This is a genomic window from Dyadobacter sp. CY261 (assembly GCF_021440085.1).
Taxonomy (GTDB): Bacteria; Bacteroidota; Bacteroidia; order Cytophagales; family Spirosomataceae; genus Dyadobacter.
On the sequence record NZ_JAKCPW010000019.1, the window covers coordinates 32,926 to 55,743 of the forward strand.

Sequence of the window (22,818 nt, forward strand, 5' to 3'; positions counted from 1 at the left end):
ATCTTCACACACCCCTCTCTCCGGCAGCAACTTCCTCCGGCACAATCATCTCTTCCCCGTAATACGTCATATGCCGGGCACCCTGGTAGTAGAACCAGATGGATAGCGACATGGGAATATGGGCTATATCATTGTAATTGAACCAGGGGCCAAAACTGAATTTTAATGCGTGACAGCCGGCGGCCAAGGCACCCATCAAGGTGGCAATAAATATGTTCTTGCTTCCCGGATCCTTTTTCTTTTTGTATACATAAATCTCGATCATGAACAGCATCAGGAAAAGTCCGTAGAACGCGTGGACTTCAACGACCCGGAAATCGAGTGTAAAAAATGTGAGAGCGAAAAAAATGAGAAGTTCCAAATAGTTCAGCCAGCCGAGGATGAGGCCATTGCGGCGGTGGAGCAGGGGCTTGATATGCCAGATCGCGGCGCGCTCGAATAATGCTACTGCGATCATACTGGAAAACCAGCCTGGAATTTTGCCGCGCATGCCTGTAAGGTACAAAAAACCATGTCCCAATACGCCACCTATGGCTGTCGCGATCGCCATAAATAGGAAGAAATACTGGATCTGCTTGTACATGCGATGCGCCCGCCCGAGTCTATTAAGCTGGAAGAATGCGTAAATGCATACGGCCGTCATCATCAGGCTTGAAAGTACTGTGGATGGCTCTAATATGGTTATTCCGAAAAGTTGTATCTGATGGACTTTGCTGAAATCTATGAGGATATCGTTCATGAACGGATGAGTAAGTTAGCGCAGGATGTACCTGTCCCGTTTGCGATTGTCATTCAAAATTAACCCTAAAAGAGCAGTAATCCGCATTTTCGGGGTATTGTCTGGATTCTTCATCAAAATTGTACCAACAATTGGGCAACGCATTTCAGGAGTTAGTTTCATAACCTCCGTTTAGCTTCTATATCCTGAAACGGCCTATTCGCAGATGAAATCGGGGTGGCTATCTATTATCAATTAATAAATATCAAGGTTTCTTTTTCTTTGTATTGAGAATTGCATTTAAATAGGACAGCAGCGAAGCACCCTCTTGATAAACTTACAGATCACCATGAACAATCCATCACTATCAGCCACCAAATTATTTGTTCTGACGCTCTTTCTGGCCATAACAGCCAGCCAGACATTTGCACAAGCCCCCGCACAAGGTAATTCCAAGATTTCCGGAATTGTACTCGACTCAGCCGCTGTGAAAGGCGTGGAGTTTGCCAGTATTGCACTATTCAATGCTGCTGATAATAAGGCCATTGATGGAACCACCGCCGATGAGAATGGTAAATTTGCTATTTCAAAGGTTGCACCCGGTGCATACAGGTTGCTGATCTCGTTTATCGGTTATAAAGACAAGGCCGTGAATGTGAAGGTCGAAAATGGAAAGAATGTAGACCTTGGGAATGTTCAACTGGTTTCGAGCGTACAGAATTTGCAGGAAGTGACGATTACCGGCGAGAAGTCATTGATAGAGGAAAAAGTGGACCGGCTGGTTTTTAATGCAGAGAAAGATATTACTTCCAAAGGGGGCGACGCGTCGGACCTGCTGCGCAAAGTACCAATGCTTTCGGTTGATCTGGACGGCAACGTGTCGTTGCGGGGGAGCTCGAACATCCGGGTACTGATCAACAATAAGCCTTCTACTATCATTGCCAGCAATGTGGCCGATGCATTGAAGCAAATACCGGCAGATATGATTAAATCGGTTGAAGTAATCACATCGCCGTCCGCGAAATACGACGCTGAAGGTTCGGGCGGGATTATCAATATTGTCACTAAGAAGAATAATCTGGAAGGATTGACATTAAATATTGACTCGGGCGTAGGTAACCGCGGCTCGAACCTCGGGCTGAACGGCAGTTACCGTAAAGGCAAAATGGGATTCACATTGGGTGGTTTCGGTCGTGCATTTTACAACAAGGCGACATCCATGCTGGATCAGACTACTTACTCGGGCAGCAATTCTTTTCTGACTAACCAAAGTTCTACCGCAAAAGACCGCGGCCTGTTTGGACAATATTCATTGGGTTGGGATTATGATTTGGGTAAAAACCAGGCATTATCGGCGGGTTTGCGCTATGGAACCCGGAATTTTATCCAGAAACAGGATCTGACCATTAACCAGTACGAAAATAGCGTTCTCAGCAATAGCTCATTGCGCAAGGTCGACCGTAAGGATCTTTCAGGAACTGTGGATTTTAACATTGATTACATCCGCACTTTCAAGCCACAGCAGGAGTGGAGCATTTCGACGCTTTACAGCCGGACGGGCCTTACCAATAATTTCAATACCGATATGCTGAACGAATCGGGAACGGTAGGCAGCAAATTGAAAAATGAGAACAAGAACGAAAACTCCGAGATAACCCTACAAACCGATTATCAAACTCCGCTTGGTAAAAATCAATTGCTGGAATTTGGTGCGAAAGGCATTTTCAGAACGGTGGATAGCGATTACAAATACCTGACAGCGGGTGAGTCCGGTGATTTTGTATTAAGCCCAAGTAATCCATCGGGTGTTTTGAACTACAAACAAAATGTAGCTGCGGGATATATTTCCTATACGCTTACTACAAAGAATAAGTACACATTCAAACTGGGAACGCGCTATGAATACACTGGCATTACCGCCGACATGGGTGACCAGAAAACGATAGACATTCCCAACTATAGTAACCTGGTGCCAAGCATCAACGTTTCAAAAGCACTTTCGGGCAGCACAACTTTAAAAGCCGCGTATAACAGAAGAATCCAGCGCCCGGGTATCCAGCAACTGAATCCAAACGTGAACTTGTCGAACCCGCAGAATATCAGCACAGGTAACCCTGCATTGAGCCCCGAGTTGACTGATAACTTTGAACTCGCTTTGAGCACTAATATTAAAAAGACTTACATCAATGCATCGGTATTTGCGCGGCAGACCAATAACTCAATTACGCAGATACGGATGGCCGTCGATACTTTGCAAGGTGCTATCGTGACGACCTATGAAAACATTGGAAAGCAGCAAGCCTATGGGGCTAACATTTTTGCGAACGTTTACCTGACGCCCAAATGGACGCTCAATGGAAGTGTGGACATTTTGCATTCTTATCTCGAAGGCCAGACAACCGCTCTCGACGGTACGTCGACAGGCGTTAGCAACTCGGGTTTCAATTTTGGTGGCCGGTTGATGTCGCAAATTTCACTGCAAAATGGCTGGGGTGTACAGGCTTTCGGTTTCTACCGCGGCAAGGAAATACAGTTACAGGGCACACGGACAGGCTTCTACCTATACTCATTAGGGTTCAAAAAGGATTTCGCCAGCAAGAAAGGCAGCATTGGTTTTGCGGCGGAGAACTTCCTTACAAAGGGCGTTCGCTTTACGTCGGACCTTACTTCTCCGCAGTTTGTGCAAACGGGCGCGACACAGCTTTACAACCGCAATTTTAAGGTGACGTTCAGCTATTCCATCGGAAAAATGAGTTTTAACGCAGCCAAGAAGAAAACCAAGTCGGTGAACAATACAGATGTTGTAGGCGGCGGTCAGCAGAACTAGCTTTCAGGCTGCCAGCGTCGACTGCCGCAGCGTCGGCTGCCGCAGCAGCGCAGGGGCAAGTTGCCTCTGCGCTTTTTTGTGTGTACATTGTAAAACAGACATGCACAGTTTTTCGTTAATATAGTAAGATATTTTTGGATTTTGTAAATACATTGATACCTTGAGAAAGTTAATTTTCAACCTCTTGAAGTGGGCGCCATGAACTGGTCATTTGTTATTCAGCAGAAGTTAAAAGCAGCGATGTTGTTGGGCGGGATCATGGCGCTGATCATTGGCGGCACGATGCTATCACGTTATAATGTGCAGGACATCGACGAAAGTTTCTCATCCATTTATAAGGACCGGCTCGTACCGGCGACGACTATTCTTTACTTGACGGAAAACCTGTACAGGAAGCGGTTGTCGCTCGAAAATTACCTTTACTCGGAAGCACAAACGTCGCCCGGGCAAGTAAAGGAGCAACTGGACGCGCACAACCGGAGCATTGATTCGTTGATCCGATCATTCGAGAAGACTTACCTGGTAGACGAGGAAGCGAAAAGCCTCCATGTTTTCAAGAATCAGATCGCAGAGTATGCGAAACTGGAAAACCAGGTGTTTGCATTGTGCACGACCGGATCATTTAAGGAGGCGAAACAGTTATTTTCCACACCGGGTGGGACTAGATTTGAAAGTACGATATTAAATCTGAATGAGTTGGCGGGTATTCAGTCGACCATTGGAAAGGATTTGATGAAGGCATCGAAAGTGAATGTGGCTAGTTTCAGCATTATATCTTTCTTGCAGATTGCGCTTGCGATCATTACCGGCCTGGTAGTGATCATCCTGATCCGTAGTTCGCAGATCATTCAAAAACCCCATCAGGACAGTAAGAAAAGCCAATATTTTAACCTAAACTGATAAAAGGAACGCTCAAAATAAAAGGTCGGGATTTCCCGACCTTTTATTTTGAATGACTATTAAGCGACTACTGGTTTACTTTACGTCCTTTCAGGGTCTCTCTCTGGTTTTTTACTTGCTTCAACAGATCTTTCTTTACGAAAAGGCGAGCCCCGTTGCCACTTTGCAGGTCGAATGTGCGCTCTTTGTATTCGAATTTGTTGCTCGGAAGCACATCCAGGAAATAATTCTGTCCGCTGAGGTTGAATTTCATCCCTTTGGTATCCTGTTGGGTATCGTCCCAAGAAACATTGATCGTGCCGTCGCCAGAATTCAATGCAACGCCGGGAGTGAACGGCAACACGTTGATTGTCTGGATGCTCTTACCATTGCTCATTGTAATCTGACCTTCCGGATTTACCTTGATATCGTTCGGATCGGTCACTTCGCGCCGGATATTGATTGACTTATCATTGAAAAACTGAACTTTCGTAAGGGAAATATTGGCAGCTTCCAGATCGCGGCGGAGGTCTTCGGTGAAAACGGTGTAATTTGAGAGGGGCACGGAGTTCATCGTAGTGCAGGCAGAAAACCCGCTGAAAAAGAATACTCCTACAAAAAGTTTTTTAATCAGATTCATGTCAGAAATTGGTGTTCAATTGAACAGTTTGGTGATTTTAGTTGAGCTGTTTACAGGTCGCAATATTAAGAAAAAAGCCTTGGAGTTACCAATCGCTCGGGCGTTTGTACTACAGAGTAGAGCAGTACTGACAATGTGTCAGCCGAGCGGTGTTTTGATTGTTATTGGAACGCATATTTCGAGCGCGTATTGCAAAGCAGAAATACATTATTAAAATATAAACAAACGATAGTATAACTATGGAATCAGTGATTCAGGAAAAAGGGAATTTGAGCATTCATACCGAGAACATCTTTCCAATCATCAAAAAATTCCTCTATTCGGACCACGAAATTTTTCTCAGGGAACTAGTTTCCAATGCGGTAGACGCGTCGCAAAAGATCAAAAAGCTAGCTTCCTACGGTGAGTACAACGGCGAGCTGGGCGATCTCAAAGTAGTTGTTAAGCTGGACAAAGATGCCAAAACGATCACGATTAGTGACAATGGTATCGGTATGACAGCCGAAGAGATCAAAAAATACATTAACCAGATCGCATTCTCCGGTGCTACTGAATTCGTAGAACAGTATAAAGACAAGGGCGAGGGCGACAAAGGCATTATCGGCCATTTTGGTTTGGGCTTCTACTCGGCTTACATGGTGGCTGAGAATGTGGAGATTATTACCAAATCGTACAAGGAAGGTGCTGAGGCCGTACGCTGGGAATGCGATGGTTCAACAGAATTTGAAATCTCGCCGGTAGAAAAAGCTGAAAGAGGCAGCGACATTATCCTGCATATTGCTGCTGATTCCGAAGAATTCCTGGATGAGCACCGTTTACGCGGCATTTTGGAGAAATATGGCAAGTTCCTGCCTATTGAAATCGAATTCGAAGATAAGGTCATCAACAATCCGAGCCCCATCTGGACCAAAAATCCTTCGGACCTGAATGATGAGGACTACCTTGCATTCTACAAAGAACTTTATCCATTTGGCGAAGATCCGCTTTTTTGGATTCATTTGAATGTGGATTATCCATTCAACCTGACAGGCGTTCTGTACTTCCCGAAACTTCGCAATGACTTCCAGGGCCAGCGCGAAAAAATCCAGCTTTATAGTCGCCAGGTATTTATTACGGATGAAGTGAAGGACATTGTTCCGGACTTCCTGCAACTGCTGCATGGTGTGATCGACTCCCCGGATATTCCTCTCAACGTTTCACGCAGCTATTTGCAGGCTGATGGTAATGTGAAGAAAATCAATGGCTACATTACCCGTAAAGTCGCCGATAAATTGCTCGAAATCTTCAAAAATGATCGTGAAGGTTTTGAGAAAAAATTTGATGATATCGGCCTTTTTGTAAAGTATGGTATTATCAGCGACGATAAATTCTACGAAAAAGCAAAGGATTTCTGTCTTCTGAAAAACACCGAGGGCAAGTTCTTCACATTTGAAGAATACCGCGAGCATATTAAGGAAAACCAGACTGATAAGAACGATTCGCAGGTTTGGTTGTATACTACCGACGAGAAAAAGCAGGACGCATTTATTCAGTCGGCCAAAAAGCGTAGTTATGATGTGGTGGTATTGAATACCGTTATCGACTCGCACTTTATCAATGCATTGGAGCAGAAAATCGAAAAGATCAGCATCAAACGGGTCGACGCGGATACGCTCGATAAACTTGTTGAGAAAGAAGTGAAGCTGGAAAGCATTCTGTCTTCCGACGATCAGGAGAAAGTGAAAAAGGTTTTTGAAGGTGTTTCTGAAAGTAAAACGGCACATATCGCGGTAGAAGCGATGCCCGTGGACGAGTTGCCGGTAGTAATCACGTTCCCCGAATTTATGCGCCGTATGACCGATATGCAGGCTTCTTCCGGCCAGCGTTCAATGTTCGGCGATATGCCTTTGATGTATACTGTATCCCTGAATTCGAACCATCCTTTGATTAACAAAATTGCGGGTTCGGATAATGAGGAGGAGCAAAAAACGCTTGCAAAGCAGCTTTACGACTTGGCATTGCTTTCGCAGGGATTACTTTCAGGTAATGATCTCACGCGGTTTATTCAGCGAACGGTTAGTACGCTTGAATAGAAAATGAGGATATTAAATGAAGAAAGCCGCTGTCGATGCGGCTTTCTTCATTTATTGCCTCCCTGAAATAAGTTTTACTTTCAATCTCTCCAGTTCTTCCCATTTTTGCTGCTTGGCAAGTGCCGCCTGTTCAGGCCAGCTTGACGGATCGTGAAGCTGATAGCGCGGGCCGGCTTTTTTGAGAAAGCCCGCGATCTCGAGAAGGGATCTTTCCATCAGTTGTTCGTAGGTGTGTATGCCTTCCCTGTTCAGGATTTCTTCAATTTTTGGACCTATTCCCTCTATTATTTTGAGATCATCGGGCGCGTGGTCTGGGCTGATGGTAGGGTAAACGGTTTTAGAAGCGTTGGTAGCAATCGGGTAATCCACTGTGGTGTTAGTTAAAGTCCGGTATTGAGCGAGTTCGTACTTTCTCTCTTCAATTAATTCCTGCAAGTTATGGATTCTCCTTTTGATAATCACTTTGGCCAAAAACCAACCCGAAACTGTGGCACTAATGAGCAGGAGTGTGATTTCCGCTACTGCTACCGGAAAACTATCGAAATCGATTGAAATCGCTGGAAAGTTCATTGCTTTGACTGGTAATAGGAGAGTTCGCGACGGATCCGGTTCAGTTTATATCGTAACTCCCTTGTTTTCTTTATTTCGTAGGTGCTGCCCAGCACGAATCCAAGCATTAATGTGACGCCTATCATGATGGTATGCTGCCAGAAATGCGTAAGTGCGATGTGATAAGTTGGTAATCCGAGCTCCCGCAGTGAAAAGTACAACTGGCTTCGCTGAGAGGGCATTTCAGGGAGGAGTGCCTGCGAAGAGGCTAGCATGTCGCAAAACTGCTCAATTTTACAAACATGCCAATAAATGGAACCTGCTATCCAGAATCCCAGGAAGGTCCACCAGAGCGCCTTGCTGTTGAACATGAGGACGGAAGTTTGACGGTGGGAATTGTGTGCTTTTACCTAAAAATAAGGTTTCGCTAAACAATAAGCAATAGGAAGGGCTATAACGCAACAAAGCCCGGGCTAACGTCCGGGCTTTGTTATTTATCGGTTCATCGAGATCAGGAACTCTTCATTGTTCCGGGTCCCTTTCATATGTTCTAAAAGGAAGTCCATCGATTCCATGGCGTTCATGTCGGACATGTGTTTGCGAAGGATCCAAACTTTTTTAAGCGTTTCCTTGTCGAGCAGCAGATCCTCCCGACGTGTACCGGAAGCCATTACGTCGATGGCAGGGAATACGCGCTTGTTCGATAGTTTTCTGTCGAGTTGCAATTCCATGTTACCGGTACCTTTGAATTCCTCGAAGATAACTTCGTCCATCTTAGAACCGGTGTCGATCAATGCGGTAGCTATAATGGTCAGTGAGCCGCCGTTTTCTACGTTACGTGCAGCACCGAAGAAGCGTTTTGGTTTGTGCAATGCATTGGCGTCCACACCACCGGAAAGGATTTTACCGGACGAGGGTACAACAGTGTTGTATGCACGTGCGAGACGCGTGATCGAGTCAAGCAGGATCACTACATCGTGACCACATTCCACCATTCTTTTGGCTTTTTCCAAAACAATGCTGGCTACTTTCACGTGGCGGTCGGCCTGCTCATCAAAGGTCGATGCAATTACTTCCGCACGCACGCTACGCTGCATATCCGTTACCTCTTCCGGACGTTCGTCGATCAGCAGGATCAGCAGGAACACTTCAGGGTGGTTGCGGGTGATAGCATTTGCAATCTCTTTCAGCAATACCGTCTTACCGGTTTTAGGTTGTGCCACGATCATTCCGCGCTGGCCTTTCCCGATCGGAGCAAACAGGTCGAGGATACGGGTCGAGTATTGTTCTGGACGAGAGCTCAACCGAAGGCATTCATCGGGGAACAACGGGGTAAGGTATTCAAAGGGGATGCGGTCACGGATTTCTTCGGTAGTTTTACCATTAACGGTTTCTACACGTAGAAGCGCGAAGTATTTTTCACCTTCTTTCGGCGGACGGATCTGTCCTTTTACAGTGTCACCGGTTTTCAGACCGAATAACTTGATCTGCGAAGGTGAAACATAAATATCATCTGGACTGGCGAGATAGTTGTAATCGGCAGAGCGAAGGAAGCCGTAGCCGCCATCCTGCATAATTTCCAGCACGCCTTCATTAACAATCAGGCCATCGAATTCCCTCACGTAGTTATTGTAATTACGCTTGATTTTAGTAGAGGGGTCTTCGCGTTGCGCCTGTGGTTGCTGTTGTCTTTCCTGACCTTCTTGTTGAGGACGACGCTCTTCGCGAGGTTGGGCTACCGGCTCTTGCGGCACGGTTTCCACTTTTTCCTCCTGAACATCAGCCACCACTACTTCGGGTTCGGCTTCTACCTCCTCAGGCGTAACGATCTCCTCCCTGCCCAGGTCATTGAGGGTGTCATTATCCTCATCGATTTCCTGCGAGGTGTCTATATTTTTAGGTCGTTCCTCCTGATATTTGGGAAACTCCTGACGTGCAGGGGTATCAAACAATGGCATGGAAGACGCAGCAGGCTGATTGTTATCTTTTTTGTTGCGGGGACGATTATTACCCCCTTTTACCGAAACAGGAGTCGGCTCGACAGGCCTCCTTACACGTTTTTTCTTCGGTTCGCCGGATTCGTCTTCAATGACTGTCTCCGCTACTAGAGCTTCAACGGCGACGGGCTCTGCAACGGGTGCAGCAGTCGCCTGCCGGGACACGATGCGGTTAATCAGTTCTTTTTTTGGAAGTTTGGCGTGATCGGGTATTCCCAGGGAACCCGCTATTTCTCGTAGCTCTGATAAAAGCTTAATGTTTAAATCATCAATTGTAGGCATACAGAAAATGGAAAGTAAAGGGTCACTTTACCAATGGGACAATAAGGTTGTGAATATAATTGGATGTATAACAGGACTGCGCGCCCTGAGGTCACGTGATGGTCATTGATAGGTTAGTAAGCATTTATTATGAAAGCCTGCGCGAAAGACTTCTAGCTGCAAAACTTCGATGGATCAAATCTGAAAAATTGTAACAGGTGCAAACAGGGCGTATTGACAATAAATCGGCAGATTTTTGAATCTCGATAACGTTGAGATTAGAGGTTACCGCGAGATGGAATTTGGATTTATAAGTCGATACTGACTTGGATGGACGAAAGTAAATATATCTGGTTTAATTTCCAAATGTTTAACCTAAAAACCGTGCCACGCGGATTATTATTGTTATTCTGCGCCAGAAAATCTCTGATAAAGTCACTATATCAGTGAGTCAGCGTCTGTTAACTTTCCTTAAAAGGTAGTTTTTGTGACTGGAAAATCAGAATTTTGCAGACTATGAACATTGTTGTGGACTCGGGGAACACCTTTTCGAAGATAGGATGGTTCGAAGGGAAAAAACTTATACGATATACGACGCACCTGGAATTTCCGGAGCTCATCCGGCAAATCCGGGCAGAACTGCCGGAATACCTGCTCTTCTCGTCGGTTGGTAGGACAAATGAAGAGTTTCAGACAGCCTTGTCCGAACCGGTAAATATTATTGGTCTGACTCCCGAAACACCTCTCCCAATTCTTAAGAATTATGAAACTCCGCAAACCCTTGGTGCTGACCGCATCGCGGCCGCGGCAGGCGCAAACTTTCTTTTTCCTGACGAGGATATCCTGGTGATCGATATGGGAACCTGCATTACTTATGATATCGTCGACACAAGCGCCACCTTTCAGGGCGGGTTAATTTCTCCTGGCGTGCGGATGCGATTCGGTGCAATGCACACGTTTACTAAAAGGCTTCCACTTGTCGAGCCTGAAAAAGAACCGGAATTAATTGGGAAAAGTACTCGCCAGGCAATGCAAAGCGGTGTGATGAACGGCACGCTCGCCGAAATCGAAGGAATTATTGAACGTTACCGTCACAATTACCCGTCTTTGCGCGTAGTATTATGCGGTGGGGATGCCGCTTTTTTTGAAAGTAGCTTGAAACCACCCATCTTTGCGGTGCCGGAACTGGTTTTAATAGGATTGAACAGAATTTTAACATATAATGTCTCTTTACAGTAGAATAGGAATAATCTCGCTTGCGATTACACTCGGTTGGAGTTGTACGGATCTTGCAACAAAACTGAAAGCACAAGGATTGGGCAATTCTCCGTATTCATCCCTGGGAATGGGGGAGTTTTACGGTGATGCATATTCCGATAATACTGCAATGGGAGGTTCCGGCGTCAGTACCGGAGGCGGTTTCCAGATCAATAACCTTAATCCGGCGCTCTGGGTACGCAACAGGTTTACGACGTTGGATGTTGGGTTGGTCGGGCAATATAAAAGTATCTCTTCGGGGAACCTGAGGCAACAAAATGCAGGTGGTAACCTGGCTTACCTGTCGCTCTCGTTTCCGGTCACACCAAGATGGGTAATCGGGGGGAGTTTGAAGCCTTACAGCTTTATCGATTACGAGAACACATTTATAAGGCCCGTATCAGGTTCATCGGGCGTTGCCCAGTACACTGTGTCGGGAAAGGGGGGCGTTAATAAGGCTTCTCTGGTCAATTCGTTTCAGATCGGGCGTTACGTAAGTTTGGGTCTGGAAAGTAGCTATTTCTTCGGTAATGTTCGCAGGGCTTCGGATGTTTCCTTATTCGTAAATGGCATTCCGTCCGATTATATGGTAAGCTTGAACGAACGTAACACTTATTCCGACGTAGCGTTCCGTGCAGGTGGTGCGGTGCGGATTCCTATTAAAAAAGAGAATAAACTAAATCTGAATGTCGGCGGTACATATAGTTTCAGCACATCACTAAATTCCACAAAAACCACATCTTTCGAACTTACGCAAGGCTCATTCCCGGTAGCGGCACCGGATACGCTCGAGAACAACCTGGGAGGTTCGATGCAGGTGCCTGAGCAGTATCAGGTAGGGGCAAGCCTTGAATGGCCATTCAAGATGACGGTCTCCGTGGATTACAGCCACCAGACTTGGTCTAAATACAGAGGCTTCGGAAATGTAAATGAGAACCTTAACGATGTGGACCGGCTCCATGTCGGCCTGGAATATCTCCCGCGTTTCGCTTCGCTTAACTATTTCGACATCGTTCGTTACCGTGTCGGGTTCAGTACCGGAAGCACACCTTATGTAATCGGTACTACGAAGGTCAATGATACAAATGTGAGCCTTGGTTTCACCTTCCCAATGGGCCGCGGTTATGCCAACTTCCTTTCGGTTGCGCTGGTGGGAGGGCAAAGAGGAACGAACTCCGGCGGGGCCATCCGCGAGCGGTACGGTCGCATGGTTATTGGGATCACGCTTTTGGAAAAATGGTTCCAGAAACGGTTAATCGAATAATACGCTTGTTTGATGCTTAGCCGAGCCATATATCAGTTTCTGAAAGGAGATAATTGCTTATCTCCTTTTTGTATTATGGTTCTTTCTTCGCTGCTCTTTGTCGCATGTGAGTCTAAAAAGGATAAAATAGGCGCAGTGTATAACGGGCCGATGGAAGTTGTCAACGACCTCGTAGTGAAATATAGCGAGCAGGGGAATATGAAGGTTTATGTAAAAACGCCTAAGTCGCTCACTTATCAGAACGAAACCCGTGTTTTCCCGGATTCGGTTAACATCAGCTTTTTCGATTCACTGGGAACAGTGGTAACCACATTGCGATCTGATTCCGGCCGATACGATCGTAGTGCCGATGTGTATATTGTGAAGGGAAATGTGCGGGTTGTAAAATTGGAAACCGCGGAGATCCTTAAGACGTCTGAACTGAGTTGGAGTCCAGGCACACGTAAAGTGTTTACAGATAAGGCGTTATCCATTAAGAATACCCGGACTTCAGAAATTACCAATGCAACCGGGATGGATGCTGAGCAAGATTTCTCACGCATCAAACTACGAAAAATGACAGGGCTTTATAAGTTTACCGGCCCCTAATCCGGTTTGCAATCTGCCAGCGCCTTGTGTACGAATTCAATGGGAGTATAAACGCTGTCCTTACCCCATTTCATCGAAACAAAACTTATAATTTCCGCAATTTCGATCTCTGTTAGCTTGGGGTTCGGCGGCATAGGCCTGTTGAATGGCTTGCCATTCACTACAATCGTGTCATTCATTCCGTATTGGATAATGCACGCCACCCGAGCTCTATCGGTGATAATCGACGACCCTGCGATGGGAGGGTAGAGATTCGACATGCCCTTGCCCTCCATTTGGTGGCAGTTGGCACAATGCGTCATATACAGTTGTTGCCCCGTCACAAAATACTGCTCACTTTTCAGTTCTTCCGAGCTGCGGCAGGCGCTCAGGCCCAGCAGTAAAAATGCCAGTGTACGGGCCGTCGCGGCATTGTTGATGTGCAGCAGTTTCATTTCTTGTACTCGGCGAGCAGCCGTTCCATGTCATTAAGTAGCTTCTTCGTCCCTTCTTCCGTGGTGCCGTCATACATTCCTCGCACATGCTTATCCTTATCAATCAGAATGAATGCGCCGCTGTGGATGTAGCCGCCTTGTACTGTGGTGTCTTCCTTGGCGGTGGACATGTAGTTGTTTTGTCCTATTTCATAGATTCTCGCTTTGTCGCCGGTCAAGAATTGCCATTGCCGGCCCTCCACACCAAGGTCTTTCGCAAATTTGTTAAGAACCGCCGGCGTGTCATGTTCGGGATCAATAGAATGGGAGAGGATCATTACATCGGGGTTGCCTTTGTAAGCTTCATATACTTTTACCATCTGCTTTTTCATGACCGGGCAAATGGTAGGGCAGGTTGTAAAGAAAAAATCCGTCACGTAGATTTTGTTTTCCACTATTTTCTCCGTGATCGTATCGCCATATTGATTGACAAAGGCAAATTTTGGGATGGTATTATAAACGGTGTCAACCACTTCCTTTCCGTCCACGGTCTTCTTCACCCAGTCGCGCTCTCCCAGGATAGGCAGTTTCTTGTCTGAATCGCCACAGGCTGTGATAGCCGCAATGCAAGTTGAAACAAAAAGGGAGCGTAAAAGAATGGATTTTAATTTTGAGTTCATAAACGGGTTATTCTAAAAAAGTTTTGGCTTCCTGAATGGATTTCAGCGTTGCTTGTTTCACCAGCAAAATTTTCTCCCTCTCTCCTTCGAAATACAGAATGGATTGCTTGGGGTCTAGTTTTTTGGCTGAATCGCCGCGGTATTCGTGCATCCAGTCCATCATTAACTTGTCCGCGTCGAGCAACTTCTGGTTCAGGTCAACCGCCTTGATGCGCTGCTCCGCCATTGTATTGCTGCTTACACCTACATTTTGAAGGCTGTCTATATCCTGGATTTTCTTGGAAAGTTGAGATTTCAGGCTCATAATTTCTTCTTGCTTAGGCATTACTTCATCATGTATGGCCAGTACTTCGGTTTCAAGACCGGTAATTTTCTCCTGGTCTTTATCCTTGCCACATGCGCATAAGAAAATGGTAACAAATGATAGAAGGATGAGGTTTTTCATAATAAGTTGAGTTAATCGCTAGTTTGCACGGTTTAATCTCTCAGGATCATCTCGCGGGCATTATGCAAGACGGCTTCGGAAGGATTGTGCCCACCGATCATTTGGGCGATTTCCTGTACACGTTCGTCGATGGTAAGTTTTTTAATCCTGCTGACAGTCTTGTCGGATGAGTGATCTTTATAAACGAAATAGTGCGCATCGCCGCTGCTGGCGATCTGGTGCAAATGGGTAATAGCGATGATCTGGTGATTAACAGCCATGTTTTGCATCATCTTTCCCATCTTCTTCGCGATTTCTCCGGAAACACCCGTATCGATCTCATCGAAAATAATGGTCGGCAATTTTCGCTTGTCGGCCAGTATATATTTAATAACCATCATCAGCCGGGAAAATTCCCCACCCGACGCAACTAATTTCAATTCCTGGGGTACAATGCCTTTGTTGCCACTGAAAAGAAAGGTAACCGAATCGATTCCGGTTGGCGACGGTGCCGTTTCGCCGATCTGAATGCTAAGCGAGGCATTGGGAATGCCTAGTTCAAACAGCCGGTCCAGAATAAGTTTTTCAATAGCCTTCGTTACTTTTTTACGGCGTTCCGAAAGCGCTTTCGCCCCTCCAAGCATTTTGTCCATCGTCTGGGCAACTTTCTTTTCCGCTGCGGCGAGATCGTCGTCAAGGTTCATGACAATACCCAATTTACCCTGCAATCCCTCCTCTATTGCCAGCAATTGACCAACTGTTGATACCTGATGTTTTTTCAATAACGAATAAATCAAATCCAGCCGCTCCTGAACGACTTCCGTTCGTGCGGAGTCGAGCTCTATATTATGATTAACCTGGTCTATTTCTTCCGCAAGATCACGAAGTTCTATCAATGCACTTTGTGCCCGTTGCCTAAGTACATCATATTCAGTAACAAGGCGTGAAGCTTGAGTCAGCGAACTTACAGCACTTTTCAGCAGATCGAGTGCCGAGTTTTCGGGATCGTCGAGGTAAGCATGAGCCAGTTGAAGGCGCTCTTTGATTTCAACTGCATTTTCAAGGATTGTCAGTTCCTGTTCCAGTTTTTCCTGCTCGTCGGCTTTTAAGCCGGCATTGTTCAGTTCGGTAAACAGAAACTGATCATAATCGAATTCCTTGCGCAGCTGATGTGCCTGCTTTTTTAATTCATCCAGTGCTTTTACAGCATCCCGGTACGCATTGAAGTGGGCCTGATAGGACTTAAGCAGATCCGTATTTTCAGCGTAGGAGTCGACCACCCGCAATTGAAATTCATTGTTGCCGAGCAATATCGAATCGTGTTGGGAGTGGATATCGAGCAGTTGCATACCGATTTTCCGCAATGTTTCGAGATTGACAGGCGTGTCGTTGATAAATGCCCGCGACTTGCCGGCTGCCGAAATCTCGCGGCGGACAATGCACTCATCTGAAAAATCCAGGTTTTCGTCCTCGAAATTGGGTGCCAGATCGTAGCCAGTCAGATTAAAAGTGCCCTCAATGACGCATTTTTCGGTGCTGTCGTACAAGGATTTAGCATCTGCCCGATTTCCCAATAGCAGTCCAATGGCCCCAAGCATAATCGATTTTCCCGCTCCCGTTTCACCAGTAATGATGTTCAGGCCGGGGTCGGGTGACATCTCGAGGTGCTTTATCAGCGCGTAATTTTTGATCAGTAAATTAGAAAGCATATCTAATTTAAACAGCAGATTACCGGAGATAGTGCAACCTGTCTGTGATGAAGGGAATCAAGCTCGTCTCCGGTACGAATATAGTTATGATCTGGCCAAATAGGAAATATGGGCAGGAAGTAACCTGGGATTTTAAATGCTCAAATGTCGGCTTTGCGGTACGGAGCCTGTATTATCGTCATAAACGAGTTCATAAAGCTCCGAGAGCGGGATCTGATGCAGATGATCGCGAGTGTCTTTCAGGCTGATATGCGTGGAGTCAGCGTTTATAAGCCTTCCGAAAATGGTGTTCCCGTTGGAAAGCACCGCATTAACAGCTTGTTTTTTTAAACTTAGCTGGTTGTTCTTTATTTCGTCGGGTTGTACCCGTATTAGCCGTTTACTCATTACGTATACGCTACATGGATAGCCGCTGATAGAGCTGGGTTTTCGAAGGATCGAGTCCTATCAGCAGGGCATATGCCTGAGACCGTTGTTCGGGCAAGCCTTCAATTAATATTTTGTACAACTCATCCGATTTTGCGTCAAAAAACGAGTTAATAACTACACTAGCCGGACGTAGCTGGTTGACTTCTTTCATAGTGTTCAGAAATTCCAGGACTTTGGCACGCGTTTCGGCCGGATTCTGGGTTGCCACATCCAGACCCTGGCGATAATATTTGTACATGCCCTCGCGAAAAGGCGTGAATTGTTGACTTTGAAGGTTCTCTATCAGCCAATAGCGGTTTTTGGAATCACCGTTGGCATCCCAGCCTCTTTTATTAGGCGAGGAATTTCTGGCTAGATTAACGAGGTTGAATGCCTTCTGAACATAAGGCGATCCACCCATTTTGCTGAATGAGTCATAATCAAATATCAGCGCAATGTTGGCATAGAATGCCAGAATGTAGGGTAGCTCTTCTGTATAGCTGTTTTCATTGAAATACAACTGCGTACTGGGAAGATATGTGAAACTAAAATTCTTGTCCACATAAGTGAAAAGAACCGTTTCGTAAGTTGAATTATAAACCGGTCGCGACACGATCAATTGCGCATTACCTTCATAATTTCCCTGGCTTAACGAGCGGGTAAGGTTTACATTGAGCTTGCATTTGATTTTCTCATCCTTGCCAAACTGATCGTTTGTCCAGCGCGTATTGTTAAGAAAATCATTTAAGTAAGTTTGCAGCTGGTTCATCGACTGCGGGTCGGTCTTTTGCTGCGCAACCAACTGCTCGTAGTTGAGATTGACGGTGAACTGGAGCTCCTGCCCCAGCGCCCGCTGCCCCGGCGCCACCAAAAGTAGCGGAAGGGCAAGGATCAATAATTTTATGCTTCGCTCCATTTGGCTAGTACGATATTGAATATGTCCTGCGCGACCTCATCCTTGGATTTAAGGTCAAACTGCTGCACATTTTTGTCCTTGTCAATAACGGTTATTTTGTTGGTATCGTGTGCGAAACCGGCACCGGGATCGTTCAGGGAATTCAAAACAATGTAATCGAAGTTTTTTCGGGCCAATTTATCCTGGGCGTGGGCGAGTTCATTCTCCGTTTCCAATGCAAATCCGATGATTATCTGACCTGGTTTTTTCATCTGGCCCAAAGTCGCTGCAATATCGGTTGTTTTTACAAGATCAAGCGACATGCTATCACCTTGTTTTTTAATCTTTTGATCGGCAACGCGTCGCGGCATGTAGTCGGCCACTGCTGCCGCAAAAATAACAAGGTCGCTGCCTTCAAAATTACTATTTGCAGCATTCAACATCTGATTCGCGGTTTCAACAGGAATTGTCAGGATATTTGGGTGTGAAGCTTTCAAATGCGTAGGACCACTGACAAGGGTTACCAAAGCGCCCGAGGCGGCAAAAGCCTCAGCGATGGCGTATCCCATTTTACCCGACGAACGGTTACTGATAAATCGCACGGGATCTATCGACTCCACAGTGGGGCCAGCAGTGATCAGCACACGTTTAGCGGCGACTGCCGGGCGCTTTGCAAAGTGTGCATTCAATATTTTTACAATATTTTCAGGCTCAGCTAATCGTCCGTCACCGATCAACCCGCTAGCCAGTTCACCGTGTTCCGGCGAAATGAAATGGTTGCCGTAGCTGGTCAGCGTTTCGATGTTGCGTTGCGTGGAAGGGTGCCTGAACATATCCACATCCATCGCCGGGGCGAAGAACACCGGGCATCTTGCCGAAAGATAAATGGCCGTCAGGAGATCGTCACAATGACCGTTGGCACATTTGGAAAGTACCTTGGCAGTTGCAGGGGCGACAATCATCAGATCGGCCCAAAGCCCGTGCTGGACGTGATTGTTCCATTCGCCGGTTTCGGCGCTGATAAATGACGAAAGTACCGGATTTTTCGAGAGCGTAGATAAGGTCAGCGGGGTAATGAATTCGGTCGCGGATTGTGTCATCACAACCCGTACTTCCGCCGCTTCTTTTACGAGCAGCCGCACCAGCAATGCCGATTTATAGGCGGCTATGCTTCCGGTTACACCAAGCAGAATTTTTTTACCTTTCAGATTCAAAGTACAAGACTTTCGATGATGGCTTTTTAGTGCCAGTAATTCAGTGTCGGTAAATTTACAGAGATATCGCATTTCGCGATGGCTGCCCCAGCAAATAAAAAGCCCGCCATCAATTTCAGATTCATGGCGGGCTTTTCGAAATGTCACAATATTATTCTTCGGTTGTATCGCGGTAGCTGTGGTAAGTTTTACCTTCGATGAATTCATCGATAGAAATGCTTCCCGCCTTAGGCATGCGTTCGTAAAACTTCGAAATTTCAATCTGCTCTCTGTTTTCGAATACTTCTTCGAGATTGTCGACACCAGAGGCGAATTCGGCTAGCTTGTTATTTAGCTCTTCCTTCATCTTGCTGGAAATCTGGCGTGCCCTTTTTGAAATGACAGACACGGACTCATACAGGTTACCTGTTACCGCCGCTATCTTGTCTGTATCACGGGTGATGATTGATGGATTCGTTGCCATAATGGTCTGATATAGTTAAAATTTTAAAACAATGTAATAATACCCTACTGCCCGTTAGGCGCACTTATCGCAGGGGTGGTAACCTTCGCCGGCTTGGTCGTCGGATCAGGTTGGGATTCTTTCACTTTTTGTCTTTCCGCTTCCGTCTTAGCGATCACGTCGATCTGCTTTTGGCTGTCGTCGTACATTTTCTCGGCGTCGCGGTTGTATTTGCCAGTCGGATATTTGTCCACAAGCTCCTGATAGAACTTGACGACTTCCTGATATCTTTCTTTTTGTTTGTCGCTGAAACTATTGGATGCAAGGTTAAACTGTGATTCTACCTTTAGAAAAGCAAGTTCCTCGTTGTATTGCGAATCCGGAAAGTCTTTCCGGAAGTTTTCAATGGAGATAACCGCCGATTTGAGCGACATAGGGTTAAAATCACTGATTTTGTGATAAAGCCTTGCGCGCTCGTACGCTTTCTTTTCCAGCTTGGACCTCAATTCCAGGATGTATCGGGTACACTCTTCGCGGAACGGGCTTTCAGGATAGGTATTGATGAAATCCTGCATGGCCGAAATTGCCGTAAAGGTGCTGGTTTGATCCAGGTTATAAGGCGAAGAATCTTTGTACAGCGAAAAAGCATGCATATACAACGATTCCTGCGCATAATCGCTACGCGCATAGGTGTCGTAAAACTTTTTGAAAAGAAACTGGCTGGTATTATACTGGCCTTGGTGGTATTGGGAATAGGCGTAATAGAATTGAGCCAATTCCGATTCCGTACTTCCCTTCAACAGGGGAATCAATTCCTCAAACAACAGCCCCGACCGGTAATAATCGGCCTTTTTGTAGTAGGCCATCGCAGCATCGTACTTCTGCTGATCTGTACCCGTCTTCTGTAACCTGGAGAACTTACTGCAGGAGGTAACAACAAGGATTGCAATGAATAGCAAGAAATAGCTTGCCGGACTGTTTTTTCGCATATTAACCGCAAAGGTAATAAAAAAGCTACATCATCCATAACGAATGCGTAGCTGAAAATAGTGTTAAACGTTAGTCTATTGCTGATGGCGAACGAGCATTTTTTTGGTAGCAACCTTCTTGCCGTCGACCGACAGTTGATAAAAATAAAGGCCGGTAGCCATGTCTCTTGTGTTTACACGCAACTTGCGTTCATTTTTATTGAGCGTAAACTCCTGGATTTGGGAACCGAGGACATTGTAGAAAGTTAATTTCGCATCACGCAAGCCCATTGAAATAGTAAAGTCTATCTCCGCATATTCGCTGGCTGGATTGGGGTAAACATTGGAAACCGAAATTTTGTCACTCACAAAAAGCAATTCCTCAGCTCTTAACTGCGCTTCCACCGCGGGAGATTTTTTTTCACCTCCTTTTTCTACGACTTCAACAACCGGCGCATTATTGTCGGCAGCATTTGCGGAAGCAAAAAGAAACGAAGTGTAGAAGCTATTCAGCGCTTTTGGATTTTGCAAAGTCAGCGGCTTGTAATTAATGCCACTGGAGAAGTTCGAAAATTTGATGTTTTGAGCTACGGGGGTTTTCTTCTTGCCGGCGATGTTCAGGCGACTTCCCCCCGAAACGCTTTGGGCCTCTAACCCTTGAAAACTCAGGGCTAAGGCTAAAATCATATAGATAAAACGTATAGTTCTTTTCATAGCTGCAATCGGATACTTTTGACTAATATGTTATGTGTTTTAGCTGAAAAGTACGCTACAAAAATATAGAGAAATAATTGCATATTCAAAATATATTGTGCGAACGGATAACTTTATTTTTCTGCGGTAAAAAACCGTGCCGACGGCTAACATACAGTACCATTCCGACTATTTTTTATTTGCCTGCCAGGTAGTCTGTTCTTTCGTCGGTTTTTCTGCTATACGCCAGTTAAAGCCCTCCAGTTGCCTTTCAGCCGGTTTTATTTTAGACGGGGGGATAAGCTTGCCGTCGGGTTTTCCAATGAAAGCAATCCGCTGGACCCGGTTATCTTCGAAAAGCAGGTTCATCCTCCCGCATTCAACCCTGTTGAGACCGATATTTTTCTGCTTATCATCTACCGCATAGTAGGCGCTTTCCCCATTACCGTCTACCAATACCTGTTTAAGCTTGTTGCCAGCTTGGAAGTACGCATTGATGGTCCGGCCCTTTACCTGGTTAAACTGTTTCACAAGCGTGTCCTCTGTTATCACAAACGACTTGCCTTTAAGCAACATCCGGTTCAATTCATTGCTGACCAGGAAAGCCGTGATCGAATCGGCTTCCATTTGATAATGCTGATCGCTCCAAAGGATCGGTTTGCGGAAAAAGCGGATAATCGAATCGGCCGTGTCATAAGTGATCGAATCGCATTTTCCCTGGAAATCAGATTTAAAAATGAATACATTCCGGTCTCCAATCAGTTTCCGCGTGCTGTCCCGTGCGTTTTCGAACGAGTAGAGCGTGTCTGCACGGATGTACATGGTATCTTCGGAAACAACATTCCTTACATAGGCATGTCCGAAAATTTTGGAATAACCCTTTGTCTTCCAGTAATAACCTTCATCGCCATTCAGGATAGTTTTATCCTTTTTGGCCACGATTACTACGTTTCCCTTTCCTTTTCCATCATTAGTTCTGCCATCGACAGACAACGAGTCTGCGGTGAGCGTATACGTTTCGTTATCGACTGTCGTCCGGGTATGAAATGAAGACTGAGTCGACTCCGTGTTGTACTGCCCTTTTGTCGCTGCTACTGTGCCATCTTTGTTGACGATCCTGGTCTTTCCGTTAAAGTAAGACCACTTGGTGATCGAATTATAAAGCAAAGTGTCCGTAGTGAGTGTGTATTTTTTATTGACCAGCTTTACGTTTTTGTAATAGGTAAATTCCTTGGTGGTTGTATTGTAAAACCCTTCTTTGCTGGTAAGTACATTTTCTTCATCGACAGTACGGCCAGGTTGCTTGTAGTAAGCGATGCCGTTGGCCATGTCATACTCCATTTTCTTAGTAGTGAGTGTCTTTTTCGTGTCTTTTAAAACTGTTTTCTTGCCACTTACAATTGCCATGCGTGTATTTCCGTAATAATAGAGCGTGTCACCGGTAACAGTGATCGTGTCACCCTGAACAATTTTGACATTCCCATAGGCTTCGATCATGTTGGTTTGAATGTGCTGGATCGCAAGGTTACTGTATAAAAGTGCACCCTTGTGTCGGAACACACCATTTATTACGCGCCGTGATTCGTCCCCTGGCTGGTTGATAATTTCCAGCTCATCCGATTTCAGGATCTCAACCAGGTCCCCGCTTTGAGCAGGCTGCGTTTGAGGTAATGCTTTCTGTGCGAACAGATAAGGTGAAAAAATCAGTAAGGCAAAGAACGTCAGTTGAAATATGTTCCTTTTGATAACGATGACGCCGAAAAGTTTAAAAGGGTTGCAGTTTCCCGTGTTATTTTTTTTCTTCATGTTGCTTTTCTTTCTCTTACCTTTGACCGGGTCAAGTCCCGTTACCGTTCCGGACGAAGAGATAAATCCATTCTTCATTCATTCAAAAGTACACCAAATACGATTCGCAGGTTC

Annotated in this window: 22 protein-coding genes; 6 read left to right on the top strand and 16 right to left on the bottom strand. The window is 45.7% G+C overall.

Annotated elements, in window-relative coordinates; genetic code table 11:
- Positions 1-4: 4 nt before the first annotated feature.
- The gene (locus LZD49_RS31485; protein WP_234672136.1) at positions 5-739 is read right to left on the bottom strand and encodes a DUF6962 family protein; all 735 of its coding nucleotides are present in this window, start codon (positions 737-739) and stop codon (positions 5-7) included.
- A 328-nt stretch (positions 740-1,067) separates the two neighbouring features.
- On the opposite strand from LZD49_RS31485, the gene LZD49_RS31490 reads away from it, so the two are divergent.
- Positions 1,068-3,545, top strand: a complete 2,478-nt coding sequence (locus LZD49_RS31490; protein ID WP_234672138.1) for a TonB-dependent receptor domain-containing protein — start codon at positions 1,068-1,070, stop codon at positions 3,543-3,545.
- 198 nt (positions 3,546-3,743) lie between these two features.
- Entirely contained in the window at positions 3,744-4,445 is a 702-nt protein-coding gene (locus tag LZD49_RS31495) for an MCP four helix bundle domain-containing protein (RefSeq protein ID WP_234672140.1), read from the top strand.
- A 67-nt stretch (positions 4,446-4,512) separates the two neighbouring features.
- On the opposite strand, the gene LZD49_RS31500 is transcribed toward LZD49_RS31495, so the two are convergent.
- A complete protein-coding gene (locus tag LZD49_RS31500; RefSeq protein WP_234672142.1) occupies positions 4,513-5,064 on the bottom strand; it encodes a hypothetical protein in 552 nt (183 codons plus the stop codon).
- Between the two features lie 239 nt (positions 5,065-5,303).
- On the opposite strand from LZD49_RS31500, the gene htpG reads away from it, so the two are divergent.
- Positions 5,304-7,136 (top strand): molecular chaperone HtpG, encoded by a 1,833-nt coding sequence (gene htpG / locus LZD49_RS31505; RefSeq protein ID WP_234672144.1) that lies wholly within the window; start codon positions 5,304-5,306, stop codon positions 7,134-7,136.
- Positions 7,137-7,187: 51 nt separating this feature from the next.
- On the opposite strand, the gene LZD49_RS31510 is transcribed toward htpG, so the two are convergent.
- From LZD49_RS31510 to rho, 3 genes are all read right to left on the bottom strand, one after another.
- The gene (locus LZD49_RS31510) at positions 7,188-7,706 is read right to left on the bottom strand and encodes a hypothetical protein (RefSeq protein WP_234672145.1); all 519 of its coding nucleotides are present in this window, start codon (positions 7,704-7,706) and stop codon (positions 7,188-7,190) included.
- Entirely contained in the window at positions 7,703-8,056 is a 354-nt protein-coding gene (locus LZD49_RS31515) for a hypothetical protein (RefSeq protein ID WP_234672147.1), read from the bottom strand. Before LZD49_RS31515 ends, LZD49_RS31510 begins: the two co-directional genes overlap by 4 nt.
- A gap of 123 nt (positions 8,057-8,179) precedes the next feature.
- Positions 8,180-9,964: a transcription termination factor Rho gene (gene rho / locus LZD49_RS31520; RefSeq protein ID WP_234672149.1), complete on the bottom strand. Its 1,785-nt coding sequence runs from the start codon at positions 9,962-9,964 to the stop codon at positions 8,180-8,182.
- 495 nt (positions 9,965-10,459) lie between these two features.
- Here rho and LZD49_RS31525 point away from each other — a divergent pair, with 495 nt between their 5' ends.
- The 3 genes from LZD49_RS31525 (at position 10,460) to lptC (ending at position 13,052) form a co-directional block, all read left to right on the top strand.
- A complete protein-coding gene (locus LZD49_RS31525) occupies positions 10,460-11,182 on the top strand; it encodes a type III pantothenate kinase (RefSeq protein WP_234672150.1) in 723 nt (240 codons plus the stop codon).
- A complete protein-coding gene (locus LZD49_RS31530) occupies positions 11,166-12,464 on the top strand; it encodes a hypothetical protein (RefSeq protein ID WP_234672152.1) in 1,299 nt (432 codons plus the stop codon). The genes LZD49_RS31525 and LZD49_RS31530 overlap by 17 nt, the downstream gene beginning before the upstream one ends.
- A gap of 75 nt (positions 12,465-12,539) precedes the next feature.
- Entirely contained in the window at positions 12,540-13,052 is a 513-nt protein-coding gene (gene lptC / locus LZD49_RS31535) for an LPS export ABC transporter periplasmic protein LptC (protein ID WP_234672153.1), read from the top strand.
- On the opposite strand, the gene LZD49_RS31540 is transcribed toward lptC, so the two are convergent.
- The 11 genes from LZD49_RS31540 to LZD49_RS31590 form a co-directional block, all read right to left on the bottom strand.
- The gene (locus LZD49_RS31540) at positions 13,049-13,486 is read right to left on the bottom strand and encodes a cytochrome c (protein ID WP_234672154.1); all 438 of its coding nucleotides are present in this window, start codon (positions 13,484-13,486) and stop codon (positions 13,049-13,051) included. The genes lptC and LZD49_RS31540 overlap by 4 nt on opposite strands.
- Positions 13,483-14,145 (bottom strand): SCO family protein, encoded by a 663-nt coding sequence (locus LZD49_RS31545; protein WP_234672155.1) that lies wholly within the window; start codon positions 14,143-14,145, stop codon positions 13,483-13,485. Before LZD49_RS31545 ends, LZD49_RS31540 begins: the two co-directional genes overlap by 4 nt.
- A gap of 7 nt (positions 14,146-14,152) precedes the next feature.
- Entirely contained in the window at positions 14,153-14,590 is a 438-nt protein-coding gene (locus tag LZD49_RS31550; RefSeq protein WP_234672156.1) for a viral A-type inclusion protein, read from the bottom strand.
- Positions 14,591-14,622: 32 nt separating this feature from the next.
- Positions 14,623-16,278, bottom strand: coding sequence for a DNA repair protein RecN (recN, locus tag LZD49_RS31555; protein ID WP_234672157.1), 1,656 nt, complete (start codon positions 16,276-16,278; stop codon positions 14,623-14,625).
- Positions 16,279-16,410: 132 nt separating this feature from the next.
- Complete coding sequence (locus tag LZD49_RS31560; protein ID WP_234672158.1) at positions 16,411-16,665, bottom strand: hypothetical protein; 255 nt, start codon at positions 16,663-16,665, stop codon at positions 16,411-16,413.
- A gap of 10 nt (positions 16,666-16,675) precedes the next feature.
- Positions 16,676-17,602 carry a DUF4835 family protein gene (locus LZD49_RS31565; RefSeq protein ID WP_234672159.1) on the bottom strand — a complete coding sequence of 309 codons (927 nt, stop codon included), beginning with the start codon at positions 17,600-17,602 and terminating at the stop codon, positions 16,676-16,678.
- Complete coding sequence (gene coaBC / locus LZD49_RS31570) at positions 17,587-18,795, bottom strand: bifunctional phosphopantothenoylcysteine decarboxylase/phosphopantothenate--cysteine ligase CoaBC (RefSeq protein WP_234672223.1); 1,209 nt, start codon at positions 18,793-18,795, stop codon at positions 17,587-17,589. Before coaBC ends, LZD49_RS31565 begins: the two co-directional genes overlap by 16 nt.
- 151 nt (positions 18,796-18,946) lie before the next feature.
- Complete coding sequence (locus LZD49_RS31575; protein ID WP_188933358.1) at positions 18,947-19,258, bottom strand: DNA-directed RNA polymerase subunit omega; 312 nt, start codon at positions 19,256-19,258, stop codon at positions 18,947-18,949.
- Between the two features lie 44 nt (positions 19,259-19,302).
- Positions 19,303-20,226: an outer membrane protein assembly factor BamD gene (locus LZD49_RS31580; protein ID WP_234672160.1), complete on the bottom strand. Its 924-nt coding sequence runs from the start codon at positions 20,224-20,226 to the stop codon at positions 19,303-19,305.
- 75 nt (positions 20,227-20,301) lie between these two features.
- On the bottom strand, positions 20,302-20,919 hold the full coding sequence (locus LZD49_RS31585) for a T9SS type A sorting domain-containing protein (protein WP_234672162.1): 618 nt from the start codon (positions 20,917-20,919) through the stop codon (positions 20,302-20,304).
- A 168-nt stretch (positions 20,920-21,087) separates the two neighbouring features.
- On the bottom strand, positions 21,088-22,782 hold the full coding sequence (locus tag LZD49_RS31590) for an OstA-like protein (RefSeq protein WP_234672164.1): 1,695 nt from the start codon (positions 22,780-22,782) through the stop codon (positions 21,088-21,090).
- Between the last annotated feature and the right edge of the window lie 36 nt (positions 22,783-22,818).

Coding starts and splice junctions, on each gene's coding strand:
- LZD49_RS31485 (WP_234672136.1), bottom strand. CDS start 739: ATGAACGATATCCTCATAGATTTCAGCAAAGTCCATCAGATACAACTT.
- LZD49_RS31490 (WP_234672138.1), top strand. CDS start 1,068: ATGAACAATCCATCACTATCAGCCACCAAATTATTTGTTCTGACGCTC.
- LZD49_RS31495 (WP_234672140.1), top strand. CDS start 3,744: ATGAACTGGTCATTTGTTATTCAGCAGAAGTTAAAAGCAGCGATGTTG.
- LZD49_RS31500 (WP_234672142.1), bottom strand. CDS start 5,064: ATGAATCTGATTAAAAAACTTTTTGTAGGAGTATTCTTTTTCAGCGGG.
- htpG (WP_234672144.1), top strand. CDS start 5,304: ATGGAATCAGTGATTCAGGAAAAAGGGAATTTGAGCATTCATACCGAG.
- LZD49_RS31510 (WP_234672145.1), bottom strand. CDS start 7,706: ATGAACTTTCCAGCGATTTCAATCGATTTCGATAGTTTTCCGGTAGCA.
- LZD49_RS31515 (WP_234672147.1), bottom strand. CDS start 8,056: ATGTTCAACAGCAAGGCGCTCTGGTGGACCTTCCTGGGATTCTGGATA.
- rho (WP_234672149.1), bottom strand. CDS start 9,964: ATGCCTACAATTGATGATTTAAACATTAAGCTTTTATCAGAGCTACGA.
- LZD49_RS31525 (WP_234672150.1), top strand. CDS start 10,460: ATGAACATTGTTGTGGACTCGGGGAACACCTTTTCGAAGATAGGATGG.
- LZD49_RS31530 (WP_234672152.1), top strand. CDS start 11,166: ATGTCTCTTTACAGTAGAATAGGAATAATCTCGCTTGCGATTACACTC.
- lptC (WP_234672153.1), top strand. CDS start 12,540: ATGGTTCTTTCTTCGCTGCTCTTTGTCGCATGTGAGTCTAAAAAGGAT.
- LZD49_RS31540 (WP_234672154.1), bottom strand. CDS start 13,486: ATGAAACTGCTGCACATCAACAATGCCGCGACGGCCCGTACACTGGCA.
- LZD49_RS31545 (WP_234672155.1), bottom strand. CDS start 14,145: ATGAACTCAAAATTAAAATCCATTCTTTTACGCTCCCTTTTTGTTTCA.
- LZD49_RS31550 (WP_234672156.1), bottom strand. CDS start 14,590: ATGAAAAACCTCATCCTTCTATCATTTGTTACCATTTTCTTATGCGCA.
- recN (WP_234672157.1), bottom strand. CDS start 16,278: ATGCTTTCTAATTTACTGATCAAAAATTACGCGCTGATAAAGCACCTC.
- LZD49_RS31560 (WP_234672158.1), bottom strand. CDS start 16,665: ATGAGTAAACGGCTAATACGGGTACAACCCGACGAAATAAAGAACAAC.
- LZD49_RS31565 (WP_234672159.1), bottom strand. CDS start 17,602: ATGGAGCGAAGCATAAAATTATTGATCCTTGCCCTTCCGCTACTTTTG.
- LZD49_RS31575 (WP_188933358.1), bottom strand. CDS start 19,258: ATGGCAACGAATCCATCAATCATCACCCGTGATACAGACAAGATAGCG.
- LZD49_RS31580 (WP_234672160.1), bottom strand. CDS start 20,226: ATGCGAAAAAACAGTCCGGCAAGCTATTTCTTGCTATTCATTGCAATC.
- LZD49_RS31585 (WP_234672162.1), bottom strand. CDS start 20,919: ATGAAAAGAACTATACGTTTTATCTATATGATTTTAGCCTTAGCCCTG.
- LZD49_RS31590 (WP_234672164.1), bottom strand. CDS start 22,782: ATGAAGAATGGATTTATCTCTTCGTCCGGAACGGTAACGGGACTTGAC.